Here is a 20,270-nt window from a genome sequence, read left to right as displayed (position 1 = left end):
CAGGACCAGTAGCACACATCGTCGGATCTCCGCGGCGCCCGCTTCAGGCCGGCCCGGCAAGGGAGTTCGACCGTCAGCTATCGGTCGGGTCGCAAGAAAGGATACCGCATGGCCAGCAAGGCTCCTGCTTTCACTGTCGGCGACTATGTCGTCTATCCCAAACACGGCGTTGGTCGTGTGATCGAACTGCAGAACGAAGAAATCGCCGGGATGCAGCTCGAACTCTATGTGCTCCGCTTCGAGAAGGAGCGCATGACCCTGCGCGTGCCCACCAACAAGGTCGAATCGATCGGCATGCGCAAGCTGTCGAGCGACAAGACGCTCAAGGAAGCGATGGAAACGCTCAAGGGCAAGCCCAAGGTCAAGCGGACCATGTGGTCGCGCCGCGCCCAGGAATATGAAGCGAAGATCAATTCGGGCGAAATCGTGCTGATCGCCGAGGTGACCCGCGACCTGTTCCGCCCGGAAGACCAGCCCGAGCAGAGCTATTCCGAACGGCAGATCTTCGAGGCCGCCTCGAGCCGTCTTGCCCGCGAACTCGCCGCGATGGAGGAAACCGACGAGCCGACCGCGCTCGAGAAGATCCTCACCGTGCTGCGCGAGCACGCACCGCAATATTACGAAAGCACCGAAGAAGCCTGATCGACAGGCGACCCTTCGGGATCGACAGAGGGCTGCCCCACGGGGCGGCCCTTTTCTTTTGCACGGTTGAAGCGGCCCGCGTACTGTATTATATCGGCAATACGCATTGACCTATCCTGGAGGACCCCCCGCATGTTCCACAAACTGATCAAGGGTATTGCGCCGATCGCAGCCATGGCACTTGGTGCAGCCGTTTCCGGCTGCGACATGGATGTCAGCATCAACGGCGAAGAGGGCGTGCCGCTTGCCGAACTCGACATGTCGGGCGACCCGCCCACCGAACTCGTCCTGTTCGGTCCCGACAACGTGGTGCTGACCGATGGACAGAAGCTGGCCATCGCAGTCGAAGGCCCGGCCGAGGTGCAGGATGCCCTGCGCTTCACCCTGTCCGACGGCACTCTCGGCATTCTGCGCAAGCCGAACTCGGGTCGGCTCGACGGCAAGGCGACCGTCCGCGTGACGATGCCCGCCCCCTCTTCCGTCACCATGGCGGGATCCGGCCGGATCGAGGCCCCTGGCATGGGCGAGAACGCCGATATCAACATACTCGGCTCGGGCTGGCTTTCGGTTGCGGCGATCGACGCCGACCGGGTCGATGTCAATCTGCTGGGTTCGGGTGGAGCCGATGTCGGCGGCAAGGCCAACCGGCTTGACCTGAATGTCGCCGGTTCGGGCAAGGTCGACATGAAGGGCCTCAAGGTCGAGCGAGCCGATGTCAACGTGGTTGGCTCGGGCGATGCAAGCTTCGCCTCTGATGGCAGGGTCGAAGCGAACATCATGGGCTCGGGCACGATCCGGGTGATCGGCCGCGCAACCTGCGAAGTGCAGGCAATGGGTTCGGGCAAGCTGATCTGCGAAGCTGGCGACGCGACAACGACCGAGGCAGCCGCTCCCGATCAGGCCAAAGCCGAACCGAAGGCCAAGGCAAAAGCCAAGGCAAAGAAGCGGGTTGCCAAGGCCAAGGATAACGCAAAGGCACCGAAGAAGCCGCGCAAGGCCTGAGCCCGGCTCCATTCATCGCGCGCTCAGTTGCGCATACCTAGGCCGCGTGTCAGGAGTATCCCGATGCGCGGCCTTGCCCTTTCCACCCTAGCCCTGGTTTCCCTTGCCCTGCCCGGCTGTATTGTCCGCACTGCGGCCGATGTAGTGACCGCGCCGGTCAAGATCGCGAGCAAGACGGTCGATCTTGCCACCACCAGCCAGTCCGAAGCGGATGAGAAGCGCGGGCGCGAGTTGCGCAAGCGCGAGGAGCGCCTCGGCAAGCTCGAACGCGCTTACGACAAGCAGATGAAGGAATGCGCCGACGGCAACCGCCGCTCGTGCGACCAGGCACGCGAGACCCATCGCCAGATCCAGGTCCTGCTACCCTCGATCCCGGTCGAGCCGGAAGAGGACTGACACCGAACTTAGGCCGCCGCGCGCCGCAACCGGTCGTTGATGGCCGTGCCGATGCCCCGGTCGGGGATCGGCGCCACGGCGATGCGCGCCTGCTCGCTTTCGGCAGCCAGGTGGAGACATTCGTAAAGCCGTGCTGCCGCCTCCTCCAGATCGCCCGCGCTCGACAAGGTGCAATCGCCGGGGATCGTCCCGAAGCCGATCATGAACTCGCCCGGCACGGCCTGCTCCGCCTCGAGGCGGAGTGGTTTCCCCGGCGCATAATGGCTGGCGAGCTGCCCCGGCGCCTCGATCGCCGTGGCCGCCACAGCTATCTCGCGATCGTCACCAATGACTTCGGCGATCTGTTCGCGCGTGATCGGGCCGGGGCGCAGCATTTGCCATCCGCCCCCATTCGCAATGTCGCGCAGCGCAACTATCGAGGATTCGAGCCCGCGCGCCGTCGCCCCGCCGTCGAGCACCGCGTCAATCCGCCCGTCGAGCGTTTGGAACACGTGTTCGGCCATCGTCGGGCTGACGAAGCCGCTGCGGTTGGCCGAGGGGGCCGCCAGCGGCACCTGTGCTGCCGCTATGATCGCACGCATCGCCGGATGGGCCGGGCAGCGGAGTGCAAGCGTGGGGAGCCCGGCGGTGACCGCCGTGGCCAGCCCGGCATCGGGGCGGCGCGGCAGTACCAGCGTCAGCGGACCGGGCCAGAATGCCTCGGCCATTCTCGTCGCCCGCTCGTCCCACTGGGCCAGAATATTGGCCTGCGCCGTGTCGCCGACATGGACGATCAGCGGGTTGAAGCTGGGGCGGCCCTTTGCGGCGTAGATCTTTGCTACCGCTTCATCGCTGTCGGCGCGGGCGGCAAGCCCGTAAACCGTCTCGGTCGGCACGGCGACCAGCCCGCCGTCGCGCAGGATCTGCGCCGCGCGCGCGATTCCCTGTTCGTCTGGCGATAGCCGTTCCGTAGCGTTCTTGCCGCGCATGGCAGCGCGCTATAGGTGAAGGCGAAGATTGCCAAGAGAATTGCCGCGAGGATGACGCCGTCGTGACTTCATATGCCCCCGCCACCCAGGACCAGCTACTCGCGATCCGCGTCAATGCTGGAATCGAGGAGCTCGCGCAGAGCGAGCGCTTTGCCGCGGCCGAAGCCGATCTGGTCGAAGCGATCGTCGAAGGCGTGGGCCAGTTCGCCGCAGGAGAGTTCGCCCCGCTGAACCGGATCGGCGACCTCGAGGGCGCGAGGCTCGAGAACGGCGTGGTGCGCCTGCCCGAGGGATTCGACCAGGCCTATGGCGCCTATGTCGAGCAGGGCTGGAACGCCATCGCCAGCCCCGAGGACTTCGGCGGCCAGGGTCTGCCGTTCACGCTCGCCTGCAACGTGCTCGAGAACCTCGGCTCGGCCAACATGGCCTTTACGCTGCTGCCGATGCTGAGCGTCGGCGCGATCGAGGCGATCGAGCACCATGGCTCGGACGCCCAGAAGGCCAGATACCTGCCCAAGCTGGTGAGCGGCGCCTGGTCGGGGACGATGAATCTCACCGAGCCGCAGGCCGGCAGCGATGTCGGCGCCCTGCGCGCCACCGCCACGCCGATCACAGATGGCGAGCATGCCGGAAAGTACCTGATCAAGGGCCAGAAGATCTACATCACCTGGGGCGAGCACGAGCTGGCCGAGAACATCATTCACCTGGTGCTGGCGCGGCTGCCCGATGCGCCCGAGGGGACGCGCGGCATCTCGTTGTTCGTGGTCCCGAAATATCACCTGAAGGAAGATGGCTCGCTCGGCTCGCGGAACGACCTCAGATGCGTCAGCCTCGAGCACAAGCTCGGCATCAACGCTTCGCCGACCTGCGTGATGAACTATGGCGACAATGACGAATGTATCGGCGAGCTGATCGGGGCGGAGAACCGCGGCCTGATGGCCATGTTCACGATGATGAACAACGCGCGGATCAATGTCGGCAACCAGGGCGTCCAGATCAGCGAGCGGGCGAAGCAGCAGGCGCTCTCATACGCGCAGGACCGGGTGCAGTCGGCGCGGGCGGGCGCGCCCGGCAAGGACCCGGTAGCGATTGTCGAGCATCCCGATGTCCGCCGCATGCTGCTGCGGATGAAGGCGCTGACCGAAGGCGCGCGGGCGCTGCTCTACTATTGCGCGGGACAGGTTGATCGCGGTTCGCTGGGCGATGACGTCGCGAAGTCGCGCGGCGAGGTGCTGGTCCCGTTGCTCAAGGCATGGGGCACCGATGTCGGGGTCGAAGTCGCCGGTATTGGTATCCAGGTTCACGGCGGAATGGGCTTCATCGAGGAGACCGGGGCGGCGCAGCATTGGCGCGACGCGAAGATCGCCCCGATCTACGAAGGGACCAACGGCATCCAGGCCGCCGACCTCGTCACCCGCAAGCTGGGCCTAGACGGCGGCGAGGCGCTGACCGCGCTGCTCGACGATATCGCCCGGGATGCCGCAGGCGAGCCGGAGCTCAAGGCGCTGGCGCAGGATTGCCTCGAAGTCGCGCGCTGGATGCAGGGCGATGCCAGCCTCGATGACCGGCTAGCCGGCAGCGTCCCCTTCTGCACCATGATGGCGGTCGCGGTTGCCGGGTGGCAGTTGATGAGACAGCGTGATGCGGTCGCGGCTGGCGCAGCGCCGGCATTGGCCGATACCAAGCCGGTAAGCGCGCGCTTTTTCCTGACGCGGATCGTGCCCGAGGCGGCCGGCCTCAAGGGTTCGGCCATGGCCGGTGCGGAGCTGCTCTACGCGCTCCCCGCCGAACGGTTGGCGGGCTGAGGCGGCGATGGCCGACCAGGGCGATCCGCTGGCACGTATCGCTGCTGCGCTCGAACGGATCGCACCGGGCGCGCCCCGGGAACGAAGCTGGACTGCGCATCCGGCCTATTTCTGGCACGCCGGCGAGGTTTACCCGGTCGATGAGATCGATGCATTACCGCTCGATCGGTTGCGCGGCATCGACCAGCAGAAGCAGGCGGTAGTCGCCAACATCGCGCGTCATGCGAGCGGCGCGGCGGCGCACGACATGCTGCTGTGGGGTGCGCGCGGCATGGGCAAGTCGGCGCTGTTGCGGGCGGCGGTCGCGGCCGAGCAGGCGAGCGATCCCGGGCGCCTGGCCCTGATCCAGCTCGATAGCGCCAGCCTGTCGGCACTCCCCGAACTCTTCACTATGCTCGGCTCACTCGAACGCCGGTTCCTGCTCTATCTTGACGATCTTGCCTTCGATCACGGAGACGATGCGATGCTGCGCAACCTGCGCAGCGCACTCGAGGGCAGCCTTGCCCCCCGCCCTGCGAACATCCGTCTTGCCGTCACGTCCAATCACCGCGCGATCCTTGCTCGTGACGAGAGCGACCAGTCGGGCCCGCTCCACGAGCGCGATCGGATGGACGATACGCTGGCCCTGGCCGACCGGTTCGGCCTGCGGTTGGGATTCCATCCCTGTAGCCAGGACGAATACCTGGCGATCGTCGCCGCCCATGCCGAGCCGCGCGGGCTCAGCTGGTCCGACGAGGAGGCGCTAAGCTGGTCGCGGGCGCGCGGGCCGCTATCGGGCCGCAGCGCATGGCAGTTCGTGGTCGAGATCGCGGGGCGCGCGGGCCAGCCGCTCTAGCTTCGCCTACTGCGCAGGTTCTTCGCGCGCGTAATCGTCCTGGCCGAAAGTCGCGCGGGGATCGCCGCGCAGCTCCTTTTGCGGCCGGAGCGAACTGCCGCTCGCCCGCGAGATCGCCTTGCCCGGCGCGGCCCCGGGCGCAATGACGCGCCAGATGATCCCTGCCGTATCGTCGCTGACCAGCAAGGCCCCATCGCCGGCCCATTCCACCCAGGTCGGTCGACCGCGCGTTGTACCATCCTTGTTGAGGAAACTGCCGAGCAGCGGAACCGGCTTGCCCTGCGGGTTGCCGCGGTCGTCGAACGCCACATAGACGACGTCATAGCCTGCAGGCGGTTTGCGATTCCACGAGCCGTGTCGCGCGATAACGGCACCGTTGCCGAACTTTTCGCCCAGCAGGTGGCCCTCCTTGTTGAACACGAGGCCCAGCGCCGCGACGTGGGGCCCCAGCGCATATTCGGGCTTGCGAGCATATTCGACGAGATAGGCGGGCATTTCCGCCTCCACCCGGCGGTCGATGTTCTCGCCCCAATAGACCCAGGGCCAGCCATATTGCGCGCCGACCGGGACATTGGTGAGGTAATCTGGCACGAGGTCCGAGCCGAGCATGTCGCGTTCGTTGACGACGGTCCACAATTCGCCTGACCACGGGTTCCAGTCCATGCCATTCGCATTGCGTAGGCCGCTCGCGAAGATACGCTGGCGACTGGTCTCGAGATTGTACTCCCAGATCATCGCGCGGCCTTCTTCGACTTCCATGCCCTGTTCGCCGATATTCGACACCGAACCGACCGCTACGTAGATCTTGGTCCCATCCGGGCTCAGCTCCACGTTGCGCATCCAGTGCCCACCGCCGCCAGGCAGGTCCATGAGCTTGCGCGCTTCGCCGGTCACCGCATCTGCGCCCAGTTCATAGGGAAAGGCGAGCAGTGCATCGTGGTTGGCGACATAGAGCGTGCCGTCGTGCCACCCGATGCCCGAGGGCGATGAGAGCCCAGCGTGAAGGATCGTCTTGCGGATTTCCGCCACGCCATCGCCATCGGCATCGCGCAGCAGGACGACCTCGTCGGCCGAAGTGCCGGTCGCGCCAGCCTTGGTCATCAGCCAATCGGCAATCCAGGCGGTGATGCCGCCGCCATCGCTCTTGGGCGAGCGGGTGAGTGCCACCAGGACGTCGCCATTGGGCAGCGTATGGATAGTGCGAGGGTGATCGAGCCCATCGGCAAAGCGCGCGACGGCCAGCCCTTCGGCCGCAGCAGGCACCTCATTGTCGCCCCAACCGACCGGCTTGGCGATCGACACCGTCGGAATCATCTCGGGTTCCGGTTGCAGCAGCGTGGGATCCGTCCCCGAAACCTCGTTGAGGGCAAGATCGGCAGTATTTCCACGCGCCAGCCACAGGAAGACAGCTCCGAGCAGCAGGACGAGGGCGAGGAGGGCGATGAGAAGCTTCTTGAGTGTGCTCATAAGTCACAGCGATAGGCGACGTGCCCCCTTGCGGCAATGGCCGAAGCGCGTAGAGCGCAATCGCGATGTATGATTTCCAGCCCGACCCCACGCTCGACCCGGCCGAGCGCTATCGCCAGCTAACCGACGCCGCCGACGCACTGACCGCCGGCGAACCGGATGCTATCGCTAACATGGCCAATGTCGCGGCGCTGCTGTGGGAATTCGTGCCCGATCTCAACTGGGCCGGCTTCTATCGCATGGTCGAAGGCGAGCTGGTGCTCGGCCCGTTCGTCGGCCGCCCCGCCTGCATTCGCATTCCGCTGGGCAAAGGGGTGTGCGGCACCGCGGCGAGTACGGGCGAGACCCAGCTGGTCGAGGACGTGCACGCGTTCCCCGGCCACATCGCCTGCGATTCCGCCAGTCGGTCGGAACTGGTCGTGCCGATAGTCCGCGACGGCGCGGTCGTCGCCGTCATCGACCTCGACAGCCCCAATCCCGCGCGCTTTGCCCCGGCAGACGCGCAAGGAATTGAAAAATTGGCGGAATTGCTCACTCACCGGGTCTGACCTGCGCATCACAACTTGGTGAATCGGCGGCGCTTCGCCCCGAAACGGGACAGCGCGAGGAGCCGCGTGGCCGAATGGTTTCCAGGTGGTAAACTCTTGGCAAGCTGCGCAGAATCGATTCTCGCGCCTGCCAAGGGGAACACGATGTCGACCAATCGCCTTTTCGCTTTTTCCGCTGCCGCTGCTGCGCTCGCATTGGGCGGCGCGGGTAGCGCCCTCGCCCAGGATCAAGCCACGGCAGCGGATGCGGGCGCGTCCTACTCTGCCGAGATCCCGGCCGAATACGCCACGCATTCCTATGCGACCGAACAAACGGTCGAGAGCACGGTTGCCCCCGACGGGACCGTGGTCGAAACCGTGACGCGTACGCGGCGGATACCCGCCCGCGCTCTTCATGACCGCTCCGACCAGCCGGTCCCGATGATGCATCATGGATACCAGGCACATCATGCCGCTTATCAACCCGTCGTGTGGGACCGCGAGACTTGGTTGGCAGAATGCCATGCGCGCACGCGCGGCGTCGACGAGAAGAAGCGCGGCGGCATCATCGGCGGACTGCTCGGGGCGATCACCGGCGGCGTGATCGGCAACCGCGCCTGGGACAGCGAGCGTCTCGCCGGGACGATTATCGGTGCCGGCGCTGGCGGACTGATCGGCGGGCTCATCGGCAGCGCGATCGATCGCGGCGACGAGCGCCCCTATTACGATTGCGAGGAAGCGCTCGACCGCTACATGAGCGGTGCCGTCACGACACCGCGCTATGCCGCGCGCCAGATCCCCGCATACGGCTACGCGCCGATGGTCGCCTATGCGCCGGTCTATGCCGCCTCCTACGGCTACTCCCAGCCGATGACCTATATCGAGAGCACGGAAGAGATCCCGCAGCAGGTGATCGTGCGCGAGTACGTGACCGAAGAATGGATCGAAGAAGCTGCTCCGCGTGCACCGGCAATCCGCGAGATCGAGGAATACAGCCCTCCGCCGAGCAAGCTCGTGCCGATCAAGCCACGCCCAAGCAAGGCAGTCCCGATCAAGGGTAACTGAACTGCCCCGAGGGGACGGGGCGGGGCGGCCTATCGGTCGCTCCGCACCGCTCCTCCGGCCAATCAATCCTCCCCGGTTCCGCCGCGCGCGGCGATGACCGTCGCGGTGGCGGTGCGCAGGCGCGTCACGCCGGTGCGGACGATGTCCTTGTCGCGCGCAAGGGTGAGTTGCTTGGCCAGTTCGCGCTCGACGCCCAGCGCACGGGCCGATCCCCTGGCGAGACGCAGGCTATAGGTGCCATAGGCGACCCGGTCGAACAGGAAGAATCCGTCGAACTCGCTCGCGGTCGTGGCAACGACATTCCCGGCCCGATCGACCAACTCGAGTTCGACCCCGCCGATCTCGAAACCATTGGTACCGAGCAGCATGCCCTCGATCTCGCCCGAGGGTGATACCGCCAGCTCGATCTTGGTCGGTACTCCCGGACGGGGAACGACCACCACGCCCTTGGCGGCGGGCACCAGGAAGGGGTCAGCAAGCGAGCCTTCGTCGATTCCCACCAGCACCGGCACAAATGGCTTTAGTTCGTCGACCAGCGCCATGCCCTTGTCGTTGGTCAGCGCGTCGGTGCGACGGAAGCCGGCCTCGACGCCGACATCCTCGATCGCCTCCTCGCCAGGATCGCGGACCCCGTCGCCATCGTCGTCGCGGAAGATCGTCACCAGCGCTTGACCGTGCCGCGCGAGCTTGCGTTCGGACAGGCGGAAGCCGCCATTGGCCGGGTCGGGGCCGAGGCTGAAGCTGGTCGAGAGGCGGAAACCGAAGGATCCGTCGGTCCCTGCATCGACATTGCCGCGCACAGCGAACTTGTCGAACCGGCGCGAGACGCCGAACCCGAAGATCGCGACATCGCTCTGCGCCCGGTATTCGGTCTCAAAGCTCAGGGCCGTGCGTTCGCCGATCTGCTTATCGCTTTGCAGCTGGACGGTCTGGAGGCCCTTGTCGATGCCCGAAAGCCTGAAGTTTGCCAGGCCGCGGACGCGCAGCCCGAAAATGCGGGTATTGGTGAGCAGGGCGAGCCTGGTCTGCGCGCTGCTCGCGCCAACCAGCTCGTCTTCGACTACTTGGTGCGACAGATTGGCCGAGAGGTTGATCCCACGAACGCCCAGCGCGGTCCCTATTAACCAATCGGTAACCTTTGTCCCGTCCTTGTAGCGCGCCCTCCCGACGCCGCCCTGCACCGGCATGCGGAGGCTGCCGAGTTTGAGCGCGGTATCGAAGCGCATACCCGTACGATAGTCGAGATTGGCGCTCACCAGCTCGCTGTTGAACTGTCCACTCACCCACAGCGCGTCGGCGCTGAGGTTGATCCCCCCGATTCGAGCCGCAAGGTTGCCCTGGGTGACAAATCCAGCCCCGAATTCGTGCGATCCGGCCAATTCGAGCTGCATCGAGCCCAAGGTTCGCTGCAAAGCAGCCTCGGCAAAGTGCCGACGCTGCGGTCCGAGCATAAAGCTCTGATATCCTGCGGAAATACTGGTACGATCGTCGAGGCCATAGGCCGCTCCGGTCCCCCAACGCCAATCTCCGCCCGCATGGGCCGCCCTACTTCGACCAATCTCGATCAAATCGTGGTTCTGCTGCAAGATGCCGCCCCAATATTCGAACTCGCCTGGCCGCATCAGCGCGCGACCGACCGGTTGGGAATAGTTCTCGGTGCGGATCTGGCCCTGTGGGCCGTAGAGGATCACTTCGAAGTCGTTACGGCCGAAATACAGCTCGACATCGAGGAATTCGTAGCGTCCATCGCCATCCTCGTCGGTCTGGAAGGCGATCAGCTGTCCATTACGGTACAGTTCGGCATCCCAACCCGTGGGCAGCACGCCGCGGAATTCGGTGGCTGAGAAGCGCGAGTTGCGCGTGAAGCTCTCGTTGCTGATAAACGCCCCGCGTCCGACCGCGCCTGCGCCGGAAAGTTGCCCCGACCGCAGCGAGGCATCGCCTGCCTCGACCTTGGTCGCCTTGAGCGGCCCCAGCAGACCGCCATCGTGGTCATAGCGGAACGCCTTGACCCGCAGGGAGTCGGGCCGGCCGTCCTCTTCGGAGGCGAGGCGGGCGTTGACGCTGACCGCGGCAATCTCCCCGGAGGCGTAGAGCTCGTAGCGCGTCTCGCGCCGCTCGCCGCTTGTACCTCCGTCGCGATAGGACACCCTGGTGTTCACATCGATCGATGGCGCACGCCACAGCCGGTATTCAGCCTCCGCATGCGGATACTTCCCGAGATCGAAGACCTGGGCCTTCTTCTTGGTAAGTCGCGCGGCGCGACTTTTGCGCTCGATCGCCTCGATAAAAGGCAAGGGGCGGTCGCTCTCGATCTTCACCACGGAGTTGTAGAGGTCGGGCTTGAAAGTAACGCCGAACCAGCGCGATAGCGCCCCGCTCTCGACACACCAGCCTTCTGGCGTGTCATAGATCTCGTTTGTCAGCGGTGCCGAGGCGGTGTTCACGTTTTGTACCGTATTAGAGGAACGGTCGAGAGTGAATTTCTGATCCTCCGCAAAGAGCCAGCCGGTTGCGCGGCGCGACTTCTTATCGAGGCGTACCGGCAAGTCCATCGACTGAATGACGTCGGCAAGATCCAGGCAAACCCCGTCGGGCGTCTGATAGCCGCGGACATCGTGGGTGAGGCGGTAGTTCTTGACCATCAACTGCAGCAGCAGGAAGTCGTCCTGGCTGACCTGCCAATTGTCGGGAGATTGGTTGGCCTGCGCAAAGCCGGGCGCACAAAGGCCAAGCGCCGCCGCGAAACTCGCAGCGGCGCCGAGCCAGTGTCGTGTGCGCCGGTTACTCATGGCATGCCCGATCCGGTCCCCTCAGCCCATGGGGTTCAGCCAAGGACCGCGTCGACGGAGGCGATCACGTCGCCGCCAGCTTCGGGCATCTCGCGAAATTCGAACTTGAGCGGCCCCGTCATCGCTGCGGCCTGTTCAGGCGTGAGCGGTAGTGCGATCGCGCGGTGGTAAACCTCGGGATACATGGCGAGGCCACGAATGCTGTAGATCGGCTCGCTCGAACCGCGCTTGGTGACACGAAGTTCGCCATAGACGGAGCTTTCGCCCTGGCGCGACAGCTGGAATTGCAGTTCCGGGCCGCGGGCGCCTTGCGCCACCTTGGGCTGGTTGATCGCAACCTGCGCCTCGAGACGACCATGGCGTACGATGATCGGAATCGTGATCCCATAGACCGGGATCAGCTTGAACGAGATCCCCTGCGCCGGTTCGGCGGTCGGTTCGGTAACCTTGCTGGCCTGCGGGATTGCGCGAAACGACATATGCGCGCGATATTCGCCTTCGGGCAGCTCTTCACCCGCACGCGCCGAAATGCGCACCGCCTGCGGCTGGCCGGGAGGAAGCGTGATGCGGCGCGGGGCATAGCGGATCATCGACAGCGCGGCCGATTCCTTCTCGTTGGCCTCTTCGCTCTCGACATCGATCAGCGAACCGTCGGGCGCCATGCGCCGCAGCACGAGCTCGATCCGGTAGGTCGCCTCTTCGCTGCCGATATTGCTCAGGATCACCTCGGTCCCGCGTCGACCGTCGAGGATAACGCGGGTGGGCGCGACCAGCAGGTCGCCCTGGGCCTGGGCGGGCATGGTCACGAAGAAGGATGCAGCGGCTGCGATGATGGCGCTCATACGCGCCAGGCTCCGCAGGAAAGATTTGGTCATGATCAGGCGATCCCTTGCCTCTTTGGGCAGTGCGCGGCCAATCCGGGCGCACGACCTCGGTGAATTCCCTGATGTTGGTAAGCAGGAATGGTTAAGATCGATTAAAAATGGCGCGTGCTCGCCGGAGCATGGCCGGCAAAGAGGAGGGGCCGCGCTCCGGTCGGAACGCAGCCCCCATCTTGTGTGGTTCCCGCGGGCGGGAACCGTCCCAAATCAGTGATTTAGAGGTAGTCGACCGTCACCGGAACCGAACCGCTGTAGACACCAGCAACCTCGTTGCCATCAAAGTGCAGCGAGCCGCCGATGGTGAAGCTTCCGGCGCCCGAGCCATCGAGCGTCGTGCTGTAATAGGCCGGAATGTTCACCGTACCGGTCTGCACACCGTAAGGGTCGAGGACCGGAACGTTGTTCTGCGCAGGGTTGAGCGTCGCGTCGCTGGTGAAGGTGTCGAGGACAAGGTATTCCGTCGGATCAACACTCGGCGTCCCGCCCAGGTACAGATTTACCGAGGTCGAGTCGAAGCTGATGGTTACGGTCTTATTGGCCGTACCGCCCGAAATGTCGAACACCGGAACGTCGGTCGTGCCCGAGCAGACCAGGTTGGCGTCGCTGCAATCGAGCACGCCGTCGTCACCCATCACGAGCGTCGCAGCGCTGGCAGTGTTCTGGATAACGACCGCACCAAAGTCGAGCGTGGTGCCGGTCGCAACTTCGAGCGTCAGGGCAGAAAGAATTTCAGCGCGCGCATCGGCCGAGGCCTGATTGGACTGCGCGAAAGCCGGAGCGGTAGCAAGAGCGGCAGCAACGGCAACACCCGCAGCGCCAAAACGGAGAAACTTGGTCATATGTGATCCCTTCCAAGCGTGGTCTTCTAATCCCGTAGCGGTCGGGCCGAATCAGCCGCCCCGCAGAACGGGTGAATTGCCTCCCGTTCGCAGCCCTAAGTAGTTCAGCGGAGTTCAGTCTTCGTTTTTGGGTATAGTTAATATTTTATGCATTCTGGCGCGCGTTTGCGGGGCAGAATGACGCAAAATCAACAGGTTATCGAGTTGACATGCTTTCGGGTGGCCTGTTCACCAGGCATCGCGACCGGCAATTATGGCGCCAATGGCGGGTCGGAGAATCAGATGTCGCCGCCGGTCAGGCGCTGGCAGATCAGGTCGAGCTGATCGAGGGTACGGTAGCGGATCGTGACGGCACCCGACCGGGGATCGGCATCGGTCTTGATCCTTACCGTAAGACCGAGGAATTCCTCCAGATGCGCCTGGACCGCGGCAATATCGGCATCCTTCGCAGGTTCACGCGAGCTGCGCGCGACATTCTTGGCGGGCTTCGCGCCTTCTGCTTCCCCGCGCGCGAGCTTCTCGACCTCGCGCACCGAGAGATTGTCGTTGACCGCGCGTTTTGCCAGCGCAAGCGCCGCTTCGTTTCCGATCAGGGCGCGAGCGTGGCCCATCGAGAGCCGTCCGTCCTCGACCATGTCGAGCACGCCCTCGGGCAGATTGAGCAGGCGCTGGAGGTTCGCGACGTGACTGCGCGACTTCTCGACCATCTGCGCAATCTCGGCCTGGGTCATGCCCTCGTCTTCGCTCAGGCGATGATAGGCCCGCGCTTCTTCGACCGGATTGAGATCTTCGCGCTGGATATTCTCGATCAGCGCCAGCGCCATAACCTCGCGATCGTCGAGATCCCGCACCAGCGCCGGAATTTCGTGCAAGCGGGCCTTCTGGGCTGCGCGCCAGCGGCGCTCACCGGCAACCAGCTGGAACCTCCCCTCCCCGCGCGGACGAACGATAATCGGCTGGATCACCCCGCGCGCCGCGATCGAGGCAGCGAGCTCGCCGAGGGACTCGTCGTCGAAGCGCTTGCGCGGCTGCCCAGGCAGCGGTTCGATCGCCGAGATCGACAGAGAAGTCAGCGTCGAACGACTGTAATCGATTGAATCATCCGAATTTTCTGCAGCACCGGTGATCTCGCGGCGGACCAGCGGTTCCTCGCGGCGGGTTTCCCCGAGGAGCGCCCCCAGGCCCTTGCCGAGACGCTTCTTGTTGGTGTCAGACGCGCTGCGTTGGGGCACGGAGAAGCGGATCGGGTCGCTGGTATCGTTCATGCGGCTTTCCTTTCGCGCGGCAGGCGGCCGATCAATTCGCGGGCGAGACCGATATAAGCGCGGCTGCCCGGGCAGGAATGGTCGTAGACGAGCGCCGGCAGCCCGTGGCTCGGCGCTTCCGACAAGCGGACATTGCGCGGGATGACGGTTTCGAACACCAGATTGCCAAGGCACTCGCGCACATCGTCGGCAACCTGGTCGGTCAGGCGGTTGCGCCGGTCGAACATGGTCAAGGCGACGCCGACAATCCCCAGCGATGGATTGAGCGCCTGCTGGACCCGCTCGACGGTCTGCAGAAGCTGGCTAAGTCCTTCTAACGCAAAGAATTCGCACTGGAGCGGGACCAACAGCGTATCGGCCGCCGAAAGCGCGTTGAGGGTCAACAGTCCCAGCGATGGCGGGCAGTCGATGAAGCAGATGTCGTGCCCTCGGTGGCCCTGCAATGCCTGCGAAAGCCGCGAGGTTCGCTCCTCGACATTGACCAGTTCGACCTCGGCCCCGCTAAGATCGACGGTAGCCGGAACGATATCGAGGCCGGGGATCGAGGTGCCCACGATCGCATCCGACAGCGGAACCTGGTCGACCATCACGTCATAGCTCGAGAGAGTGCGTGCGGCAGCGGCAACGCCCATGCCGGTCGAGGCGTTACCCTGCGGATCGAGGTCGATCAGCAAGGTACGCCAGCCCGTGGCAGCCATGGCGGTCGCGATATTGATTGCGGTGGTGGTCTTGCCCACCCCGCCCTTCTGATTGGCAATGGCAATCGTGATCATCGCTCGACCTCCGTAACGCCTGCGCTGACGATGATGCCAGCGCCGGAATCGGTCAAGGATTGTTCCACGTGGAACATCGAGCGACTCCTTTTCGGCAGTTCGGATAGTTCCTGCGCCGCCGAACGCCCTTTGGGCAACAGGTAGGTCGTCGCCTTTGTGGAAAAGGGTGCGGATAGCTTGAGGAGTTTCGGCAGCGGAGCGAAGGCTCGTGCCGAAATGAAACGTGCCGCGAAGGGTGGCACATTTTCGAGGCGCTGGCCGATCGTCTGGCAATTGCCCAGCCCCATTGCCTCGCTTGCACGGACCAGCCATTCGACGCGGCGCGCGCGCGATTCGACAAGGAAAACAGGTATATCCGGGCGGAGTACTGCGATAACCAAGCCTGGGAATCCGGCCCCGGTGCCGAGATCGAGCCATTTGCCGGATGTTTCACGTGGAACAAATCGGAGGAGCTGCGCACTATCGGCAATGTGCCTTTGCCAGACCTGCTGCTCCGACGGGCGCGAGATCAGGTTTTGTCGTGCATTTTCTTCCAGCAGCAACCGGATCATCAACTCGAGACGCTCGATCGCATCCTTGTCGCCCAACTCTTCGACATATCGACGAGCGCTCGCTTCATCCTCGATCATGCCGCTTGTTGCCGCCGCTTTGCATGAACCAGCAGTGCCGAAAGCGCAGCGGGGGTTATTCCTGGGATCCTTCCCGCTGCGGCTAGATTGGCCGGCTTGGCGGAGTTGAGGCGCTCGAGCATCTCGTTCGAAAGGCCAGGCACAGCGTCGAAGGGAAAACCATCGCCAAGAACGAGCGCCTCGCTGGCACGCAAATCGCGTAACTCCGCCTCCTGCCGCGCAAGATAGGGCGCATAGGCCGCGTCTTCGATCATCTCCTCGACCAGCGAATCCTCCGGATCAAGCGGCGTGTCCAACAGTTCGTTCAGCGCATTGATCGATACACCTTCGTGCCGGACCCATTCGCGGAGCGCTTTCTCGCCCCTGTCGCGGCGCACTGGCAGGCCCAGGTCATCGAGGTCCTTGGCCGAAATCCTGGTGTCGAGTGCCGCTTCAATCGTCGCGCGGCGTACAGCGCGGTCCTCGAACCAACGCGCGCGCGCCTCGCCGATACAGCCCGCTTCCATACCCAGTGGCGTCAGCCGGGTTGAGGCGTTGTTGGCGCGCAGCCTGAGCCGATACTCGGCCCGGGCCGTCAGCATGCGATAGGGCTCCGACACGCCCTGCAGCGTCAAATCGTCGACCATAACCGCGATATAGGAATTGGCCCGATCGAGCGCCGGCGGCTCCTTTCCGAGCACGGCCGCAGCCGCGTGGAGCCCGGCAACCAACCCTTGGGCCGCTGCTTCCTCATAGCCCGTCGTGCCGTTGATCTGCCCTGCGCAATAGAGGCCGGGAATGGCCCTCAGCTGCAGATCGGCGGTCAACGCGCGCGGATCGATGTAATCATACTCCACGGCATAGCCAGGAACCTCCATATCGACCCGCGCAAGTCCGGGCATCGCGCGCAGCATCGTTAGCTGGACATCGGTGGGCAGCGAGGTGCTGATGCCGTTGGGATATACCAAGTGGGTCGAAAGCCCCTCGGGTTCGAGGAAAACCTGGTGTCCGTCGCGATCTCCGAACCGGTGGATCTTGTCCTCGATCGACGGGCAATAGCGCGGTCCCATCGCGTCGATGGTGCCGGAAAACAGCGGAGACCGATGCAAATTCGCCCGAATGGCGTCATGCGCCTCCTGCGTCGTGCGCGTAATCGCGCAAAAGACCTGCGGATTGCGCCGCGTGTCGGTGAGTGGCGACATCGTCCATGCATCCGCATCCGAAGGCTGTTTTTCGAGGGCAGCCCAGTCGATCGTGCGCCCATCGAGCCGTGGCGGCGTGCCCGTCTTGAGCCGCGCCATCGGCAAATCGGCCCCGCGAAGCTGCTCGGCGAGCCGCAGGGCTGCATTCTCGCCGATACGCCCGCCTTCGAAGCGCTCTTCCCCGCGGAACAGAACCCCTCCCAGGAAGGTGCCCGTGCAGAGAATGACGGCAGAAGCCTCGATCTCCTCGCCATCCGCCAAGCGCAAGCCTCGCGCACGTCCACCGGCCATGCGCAGTTCAGCCGCCTCGCCCTCGATCAATTCGAGATTGGCCTGTGCGCGCACGATCCGCTGGACCTCGGCCTTGAACAGCACGCGATCCGCCTGCACGCGCGGACCCCAGACCGCACTCCCCTTGGAACGATTGAGCATGCGATAGTGAATGGCGCCGGCATCGGCGGCGCGGCCGATCACGCCATCGAGCGCGTCGACCTCGCGAACGAGATGTCCCTTACCCAGCCCGCCGATCGCCGGATTGCAACTCATCGCCCCGATCGCATCGAGATCGAAACTCACCAACGCCACGCGCGCGCCCATGCGGGCGGCACCGCAGGCCGCTTCGACGCCGGCGTGACCGCCGCCGACCACAAGGATGTCGTAGTTTCGCATGTGGCGCCCGATAGTCTAGTGCGCCCCGAGCGTCAAAGCTGTTTCACGTGAAACATCGCGCTTCACCTGCTGAGATGTGTTCCACGTGGAACATTGCGCTCGCCCGGCCTATTTTCCGATGCAGAAACGACCGAACAAGGCATCGAGCATGTCCTCGGTAGTTGCGCGGCCGACCAGCCGATCGAAGGCGATCCGCGCACGGCGCAGGTTCTCGGCAATGATCAGTGGGTCTTGTACCCGGCCAGCATCGAGGATCTCACGCCGGGCCTCGTCGATCAGCGCGTGCTGGCGTGCATTGAGCGCTGCTTCGCCGGGCTTGGGCAGTGCCTTGCGTGCTTCCTCGACCAGCGCGCGCTTGAGAGCATCGAGGTTCTCGCCGGTCACAGCCGAGACGCGAAACCGCGGTGCTTGCTTAACCAAATGCGCCGGATTGTCGACCTGCGCCTCGATAGGCCATGATCCCTTCGGCTCCTCGGCATCCGGCCCCAACCAGAGTACCAAATCGGCGCGTTTGAGCTGCTCGCGCGCGCGGTCGACTCCGATCGCTTCGATCGCATCCGAGCCCTGCTCGCGTAGCCCCGCCGTATCGACAAAGGTGAAGGGAATACCGTCGATTGCCACCGAACGCTCGATGACGTCCCGGGTGGTGCCGGCGATAGGCGAGGTAATCGCTGCCTCACTTTCGACCAAGGCGTTGAAAAGCGTGGACTTTCCCGCGTTCGGCGGACCTGCGAGCACAACCCGGTATCCCTCGCCCAACCGCTCGGCCCGCGGCCGCTCGAGCCAGGACGCCAGTTCGTCCGCCAATGCGCGCAGCGATTGCCCAAAATCTGCTGGCATTTCAGCGACATCGTCCTCATCGGAGAAATCCAGCGCCGCCTCGACCGCAGCCGAAAGCTGGAGCAGTTGCGATCGCCAGTCCTCGACCTCCTGCGAGAACTGACCGCCCGCCATCGCCATGGCCGCACTGCGCTGGAGCTCGGTTTCGGCACTGAGCAGGTCTGCCAGGCCCTCAGCCTCCGCCAGGTCGATCCGTCCGTTGGCAAAGGCGCGGCGCGTGAATTCGCCCGGCTCCGCCCGGCGCAAACCCGCGCGCGCGGCCAGCTCGGCCTCGACCGCCGCGATGACCGCCCGGCCGCCGTGGCAGTGAAACTCGACCAGATCCTCGCCCGTCGCGCTGTCGGGGCCGGGCAACCACAGCACCAGCGCTTGATCGAGCAAGCCGCCAGCCGCTCCGCGCAATTGCGCGAGTATTGCTCTCCTTGGGGTGACGTCACGACCGCAAAAGTCGGCCAGCGTTGCCCCCGCCTGAGGCCCGCTGATTCGAATTACCCCGATCGCAGCGGGGGGTGCGCCGCTCGACAGCGCGAAGATCGTATCATTCATCGGCGCCGGTCGCGATCAGTCGTCGTCCTTGTCCTTTTTGGACGAGCTTCCCATTCCGGCGGCCCCAGCCTTCATCCCGCCCTCGACGAAACTCTGGAACAGCTTGAGGCCGACCTGGCCCATGGGCGCCAATTGCTTGGCATATTCCTGCAACTGGTCGGGGTTGCTGACCCCCTTCATCGCCTTGGCGATGCCATCGACGTAGATCGAATTGGCCTTCGACACATCGGGCAAACCCATGAAGGTCCGCGCCTCCTCAGGCGTAAGATCGACTTCGATATGGACCTTCATTGCGTTTCCTCCGTTAGTGTCGTGGGCGCCACCTCGCCCCGCGCGCCTGCTATTTGGGTTTGGCAATCGGCGTGCGCAATGGATAAGCCGCTTTGGACGCGATTACAAAGCCTGCAATCTGGGCCTGCAATCTGGCAAGGGAGTTAGCCACCATGACCGAGACCACCAAGATTTTCACGCTCGAGAACGATGGCCAGTTCAGCGCCTATGTTGCCCGGCCCGAAGGCCAGGCCAAGGCCGCGATCATCGTCATCCAGGAAATCTTCGGAGTGAACGCCGGGATCCGCCGCAAATGCGACCGTCTGGCCGAGGAAGGCTATCTGGCCGTGGCGCCCGACCTGTTCTGGCGGATCGAGCCCGGCGTGGAGCTCGATCCCGATATAGAGCCGGAATTCCAGCGCGCGCTCGAACTGATGGGCAAGTTCGACCAGGACATCGGCATTCGCGATATCGAGGCAACGATCCACTGGATCAGGCGTGAAGCTGGCGTCGATAAGGTCGGCTGCGTCGGATATTGCCTCGGCGGTAGGCTGGCGTTCATGACCGCCGCCCGCACCGATATCAACGCCTCGGTCGGCTATTACGGCGTCGGGATCGATGGCCTGCTGGGCGAAAAGCACGCGATCGCGCACCCACTGATGCTGCACATCCCGACCGAAGATGGCTTTGTCGACAAGGCTACCCAGCAGAAGATGCACGAGGGGCTCGACGATCATCCCAAGGTGACTCTGCACGACTACGAGGGGCTCGACCACGGTTTCGCTACCGAGTTCGGCAAACGCCGCGCCGAGGATGCAGCCAATCTCGCCGATTCGCGCACCAGTGCCTTTTTCGCGGAGCATCTGGCCTAGGCCGCC

Annotated in this window: 19 protein-coding genes; 8 read left to right on the top strand and 11 right to left on the bottom strand. The window is 64.5% G+C overall.

Going from position 1 to position 20,270, the window contains the following annotated elements:
* Nucleotides 1–108: 108 nt before the first annotated feature.
* The 3 genes from P7228_RS06325 (at nucleotide 109) to P7228_RS06315 (ending at nucleotide 2,040) form a co-directional block, all read left to right on the top strand.
* Entirely contained in the window at nucleotides 109–642 is a 534-nt protein-coding gene (locus P7228_RS06325; protein WP_278017367.1) for a CarD family transcriptional regulator, read from the top strand.
* A gap of 132 nt (nucleotides 643–774) precedes the next feature.
* Nucleotides 775–1,644, top strand: a complete 870-nt coding sequence (locus P7228_RS06320) for a head GIN domain-containing protein (RefSeq protein WP_278017366.1) — start codon at nucleotides 775–777, stop codon at nucleotides 1,642–1,644.
* A 63-nt stretch (nucleotides 1,645–1,707) separates the two neighbouring features.
* Nucleotides 1,708–2,040: a hypothetical protein gene (locus tag P7228_RS06315; RefSeq protein WP_278017365.1), complete on the top strand. Its 333-nt coding sequence runs from the start codon at nucleotides 1,708–1,710 to the stop codon at nucleotides 2,038–2,040.
* An 8-nt stretch (nucleotides 2,041–2,048) separates the two neighbouring features.
* Here the strand turns inward: P7228_RS06315 and P7228_RS06310 are convergent, their stop codons facing one another.
* A complete protein-coding gene (locus P7228_RS06310; protein WP_278017364.1) occupies nucleotides 2,049–3,008 on the bottom strand; it encodes an L-threonylcarbamoyladenylate synthase in 960 nt (319 codons plus the stop codon).
* A gap of 62 nt (nucleotides 3,009–3,070) precedes the next feature.
* Here P7228_RS06310 and P7228_RS06305 point away from each other — a divergent pair, with 62 nt between their 5' ends.
* A complete protein-coding gene (locus P7228_RS06305; RefSeq protein ID WP_278017363.1) occupies nucleotides 3,071–4,813 on the top strand; it encodes an acyl-CoA dehydrogenase family protein in 1,743 nt (580 codons plus the stop codon).
* Between the two features lie 7 nt (nucleotides 4,814–4,820).
* Complete coding sequence (locus P7228_RS06300; protein WP_278017362.1) at nucleotides 4,821–5,648, top strand: DUF815 domain-containing protein; 828 nt, start codon at nucleotides 4,821–4,823, stop codon at nucleotides 5,646–5,648.
* 6 nt (nucleotides 5,649–5,654) lie between these two features.
* Here the strand turns inward: P7228_RS06300 and P7228_RS06295 are convergent, their stop codons facing one another.
* The gene (locus tag P7228_RS06295) at nucleotides 5,655–7,115 is read right to left on the bottom strand and encodes a PQQ-dependent sugar dehydrogenase (RefSeq protein WP_278017361.1); all 1,461 of its coding nucleotides are present in this window, start codon (nucleotides 7,113–7,115) and stop codon (nucleotides 5,655–5,657) included.
* A gap of 65 nt (nucleotides 7,116–7,180) precedes the next feature.
* Between P7228_RS06295 and P7228_RS06290 the strand changes: the two genes are divergently transcribed.
* Together P7228_RS06290 and P7228_RS06285 are read left to right on the top strand one after the other, a co-directional pair.
* Complete coding sequence (locus tag P7228_RS06290; RefSeq protein WP_278017360.1) at nucleotides 7,181–7,663, top strand: GAF domain-containing protein; 483 nt, start codon at nucleotides 7,181–7,183, stop codon at nucleotides 7,661–7,663.
* A gap of 144 nt (nucleotides 7,664–7,807) precedes the next feature.
* Complete coding sequence (locus P7228_RS06285; protein WP_278017359.1) at nucleotides 7,808–8,707, top strand: YMGG-like glycine zipper-containing protein; 900 nt, start codon at nucleotides 7,808–7,810, stop codon at nucleotides 8,705–8,707.
* A 62-nt stretch (nucleotides 8,708–8,769) separates the two neighbouring features.
* Here the strand turns inward: P7228_RS06285 and P7228_RS06280 are convergent, their stop codons facing one another.
* The 9 genes from P7228_RS06280 to P7228_RS06240 form a co-directional block, all read right to left on the bottom strand.
* Entirely contained in the window at nucleotides 8,770–11,499 is a 2,730-nt protein-coding gene (locus P7228_RS06280; RefSeq protein WP_278017358.1) for a carboxypeptidase regulatory-like domain-containing protein, read from the bottom strand.
* 35 nt (nucleotides 11,500–11,534) lie between these two features.
* Nucleotides 11,535–12,374, bottom strand: a complete 840-nt coding sequence (locus P7228_RS06275) for a fimbrial biogenesis chaperone (RefSeq protein ID WP_278017357.1) — start codon at nucleotides 12,372–12,374, stop codon at nucleotides 11,535–11,537.
* Nucleotides 12,375–12,595: 221 nt separating this feature from the next.
* Nucleotides 12,596–13,219, bottom strand: coding sequence for a DUF4402 domain-containing protein (locus tag P7228_RS06270; protein ID WP_278017356.1), 624 nt, complete (start codon nucleotides 13,217–13,219; stop codon nucleotides 12,596–12,598).
* Nucleotides 13,220–13,497: 278 nt separating this feature from the next.
* Nucleotides 13,498–14,484, bottom strand: a complete 987-nt coding sequence (locus P7228_RS06265; protein ID WP_278017355.1) for a ParB/RepB/Spo0J family partition protein — start codon at nucleotides 14,482–14,484, stop codon at nucleotides 13,498–13,500.
* Nucleotides 14,481–15,257: a ParA family protein gene (locus tag P7228_RS06260; RefSeq protein WP_278017354.1), complete on the bottom strand. Its 777-nt coding sequence runs from the start codon at nucleotides 15,255–15,257 to the stop codon at nucleotides 14,481–14,483. Before P7228_RS06260 ends, P7228_RS06265 begins: the two co-directional genes overlap by 4 nt.
* Nucleotides 15,254–15,886: a 16S rRNA (guanine(527)-N(7))-methyltransferase RsmG gene (rsmG, locus tag P7228_RS06255; protein ID WP_278017353.1), complete on the bottom strand. Its 633-nt coding sequence runs from the start codon at nucleotides 15,884–15,886 to the stop codon at nucleotides 15,254–15,256. The genes P7228_RS06260 and rsmG overlap by 4 nt, the downstream gene beginning before the upstream one ends.
* Complete coding sequence (gene mnmG / locus P7228_RS06250) at nucleotides 15,883–17,736, bottom strand: tRNA uridine-5-carboxymethylaminomethyl(34) synthesis enzyme MnmG (protein WP_278017352.1); 1,854 nt, start codon at nucleotides 17,734–17,736, stop codon at nucleotides 15,883–15,885. Before mnmG ends, rsmG begins: the two co-directional genes overlap by 4 nt.
* Before the next feature lie 108 nt (nucleotides 17,737–17,844).
* Nucleotides 17,845–19,122, bottom strand: coding sequence for a tRNA uridine-5-carboxymethylaminomethyl(34) synthesis GTPase MnmE (gene mnmE / locus P7228_RS06245; RefSeq protein ID WP_278017351.1), 1,278 nt, complete (start codon nucleotides 19,120–19,122; stop codon nucleotides 17,845–17,847).
* 15 nt (nucleotides 19,123–19,137) lie between these two features.
* Nucleotides 19,138–19,413 carry a DUF6489 family protein gene (locus P7228_RS06240; RefSeq protein ID WP_278017350.1) on the bottom strand — a complete coding sequence of 92 codons (276 nt, stop codon included), beginning with the start codon at nucleotides 19,411–19,413 and terminating at the stop codon, nucleotides 19,138–19,140.
* A gap of 152 nt (nucleotides 19,414–19,565) precedes the next feature.
* Here P7228_RS06240 and P7228_RS06235 point away from each other — a divergent pair, with 152 nt between their 5' ends.
* Entirely contained in the window at nucleotides 19,566–20,264 is a 699-nt protein-coding gene (locus tag P7228_RS06235; protein WP_278017349.1) for a dienelactone hydrolase family protein, read from the top strand.
* The last annotated feature ends 6 nt before the right edge of the window (nucleotides 20,265–20,270 follow it).

It is taken from the genome of Altererythrobacter sp. CAU 1644 (genome assembly GCF_029623755.1).
GTDB classification, from domain to species: domain Bacteria; phylum Pseudomonadota; class Alphaproteobacteria; order Sphingomonadales; family Sphingomonadaceae; genus Erythrobacter; species Erythrobacter arenosus.
This window is presented reverse-complemented; position numbering and strand designations above follow the sequence as displayed.

Coding starts and splice junctions, on each gene's coding strand:
- P7228_RS06300 (WP_278017362.1), top strand. CDS start 4,821: ATGGCCGACCAGGGCGATCCGCTGGCACGTATCGCTGCTGCGCTCGAA.
- P7228_RS06325 (WP_278017367.1), top strand. CDS start 109: ATGGCCAGCAAGGCTCCTGCTTTCACTGTCGGCGACTATGTCGTCTAT.
- P7228_RS06265 (WP_278017355.1), bottom strand. CDS start 14,484: ATGAACGATACCAGCGACCCGATCCGCTTCTCCGTGCCCCAACGCAGC.
- P7228_RS06310 (WP_278017364.1), bottom strand. CDS start 3,008: ATGCGCGGCAAGAACGCTACGGAACGGCTATCGCCAGACGAACAGGGA.
- P7228_RS06275 (WP_278017357.1), bottom strand. CDS start 12,374: ATGACCAAATCTTTCCTGCGGAGCCTGGCGCGTATGAGCGCCATCATC.
- P7228_RS06285 (WP_278017359.1), top strand. CDS start 7,808: ATGTCGACCAATCGCCTTTTCGCTTTTTCCGCTGCCGCTGCTGCGCTC.
- mnmE (WP_278017351.1), bottom strand. CDS start 19,122: ATGAATGATACGATCTTCGCGCTGTCGAGCGGCGCACCCCCCGCTGCG.
- P7228_RS06315 (WP_278017365.1), top strand. CDS start 1,708: ATGCGCGGCCTTGCCCTTTCCACCCTAGCCCTGGTTTCCCTTGCCCTG.
- P7228_RS06290 (WP_278017360.1), top strand. CDS start 7,181: ATGTATGATTTCCAGCCCGACCCCACGCTCGACCCGGCCGAGCGCTAT.
- P7228_RS06270 (WP_278017356.1), bottom strand. CDS start 13,219: ATGACCAAGTTTCTCCGTTTTGGCGCTGCGGGTGTTGCCGTTGCTGCC.
- P7228_RS06235 (WP_278017349.1), top strand. CDS start 19,566: ATGACCGAGACCACCAAGATTTTCACGCTCGAGAACGATGGCCAGTTC.
- rsmG (WP_278017353.1), bottom strand. CDS start 15,886: ATGATCGAGGATGAAGCGAGCGCTCGTCGATATGTCGAAGAGTTGGGC.
- mnmG (WP_278017352.1), bottom strand. CDS start 17,736: ATGCGAAACTACGACATCCTTGTGGTCGGCGGCGGTCACGCCGGCGTC.
- P7228_RS06260 (WP_278017354.1), bottom strand. CDS start 15,257: ATGATCACGATTGCCATTGCCAATCAGAAGGGCGGGGTGGGCAAGACC.
- P7228_RS06320 (WP_278017366.1), top strand. CDS start 775: ATGTTCCACAAACTGATCAAGGGTATTGCGCCGATCGCAGCCATGGCA.
- P7228_RS06280 (WP_278017358.1), bottom strand. CDS start 11,499: ATGAGTAACCGGCGCACACGACACTGGCTCGGCGCCGCTGCGAGTTTC.
- P7228_RS06240 (WP_278017350.1), bottom strand. CDS start 19,413: ATGAAGGTCCATATCGAAGTCGATCTTACGCCTGAGGAGGCGCGGACC.
- P7228_RS06295 (WP_278017361.1), bottom strand. CDS start 7,115: ATGAGCACACTCAAGAAGCTTCTCATCGCCCTCCTCGCCCTCGTCCTG.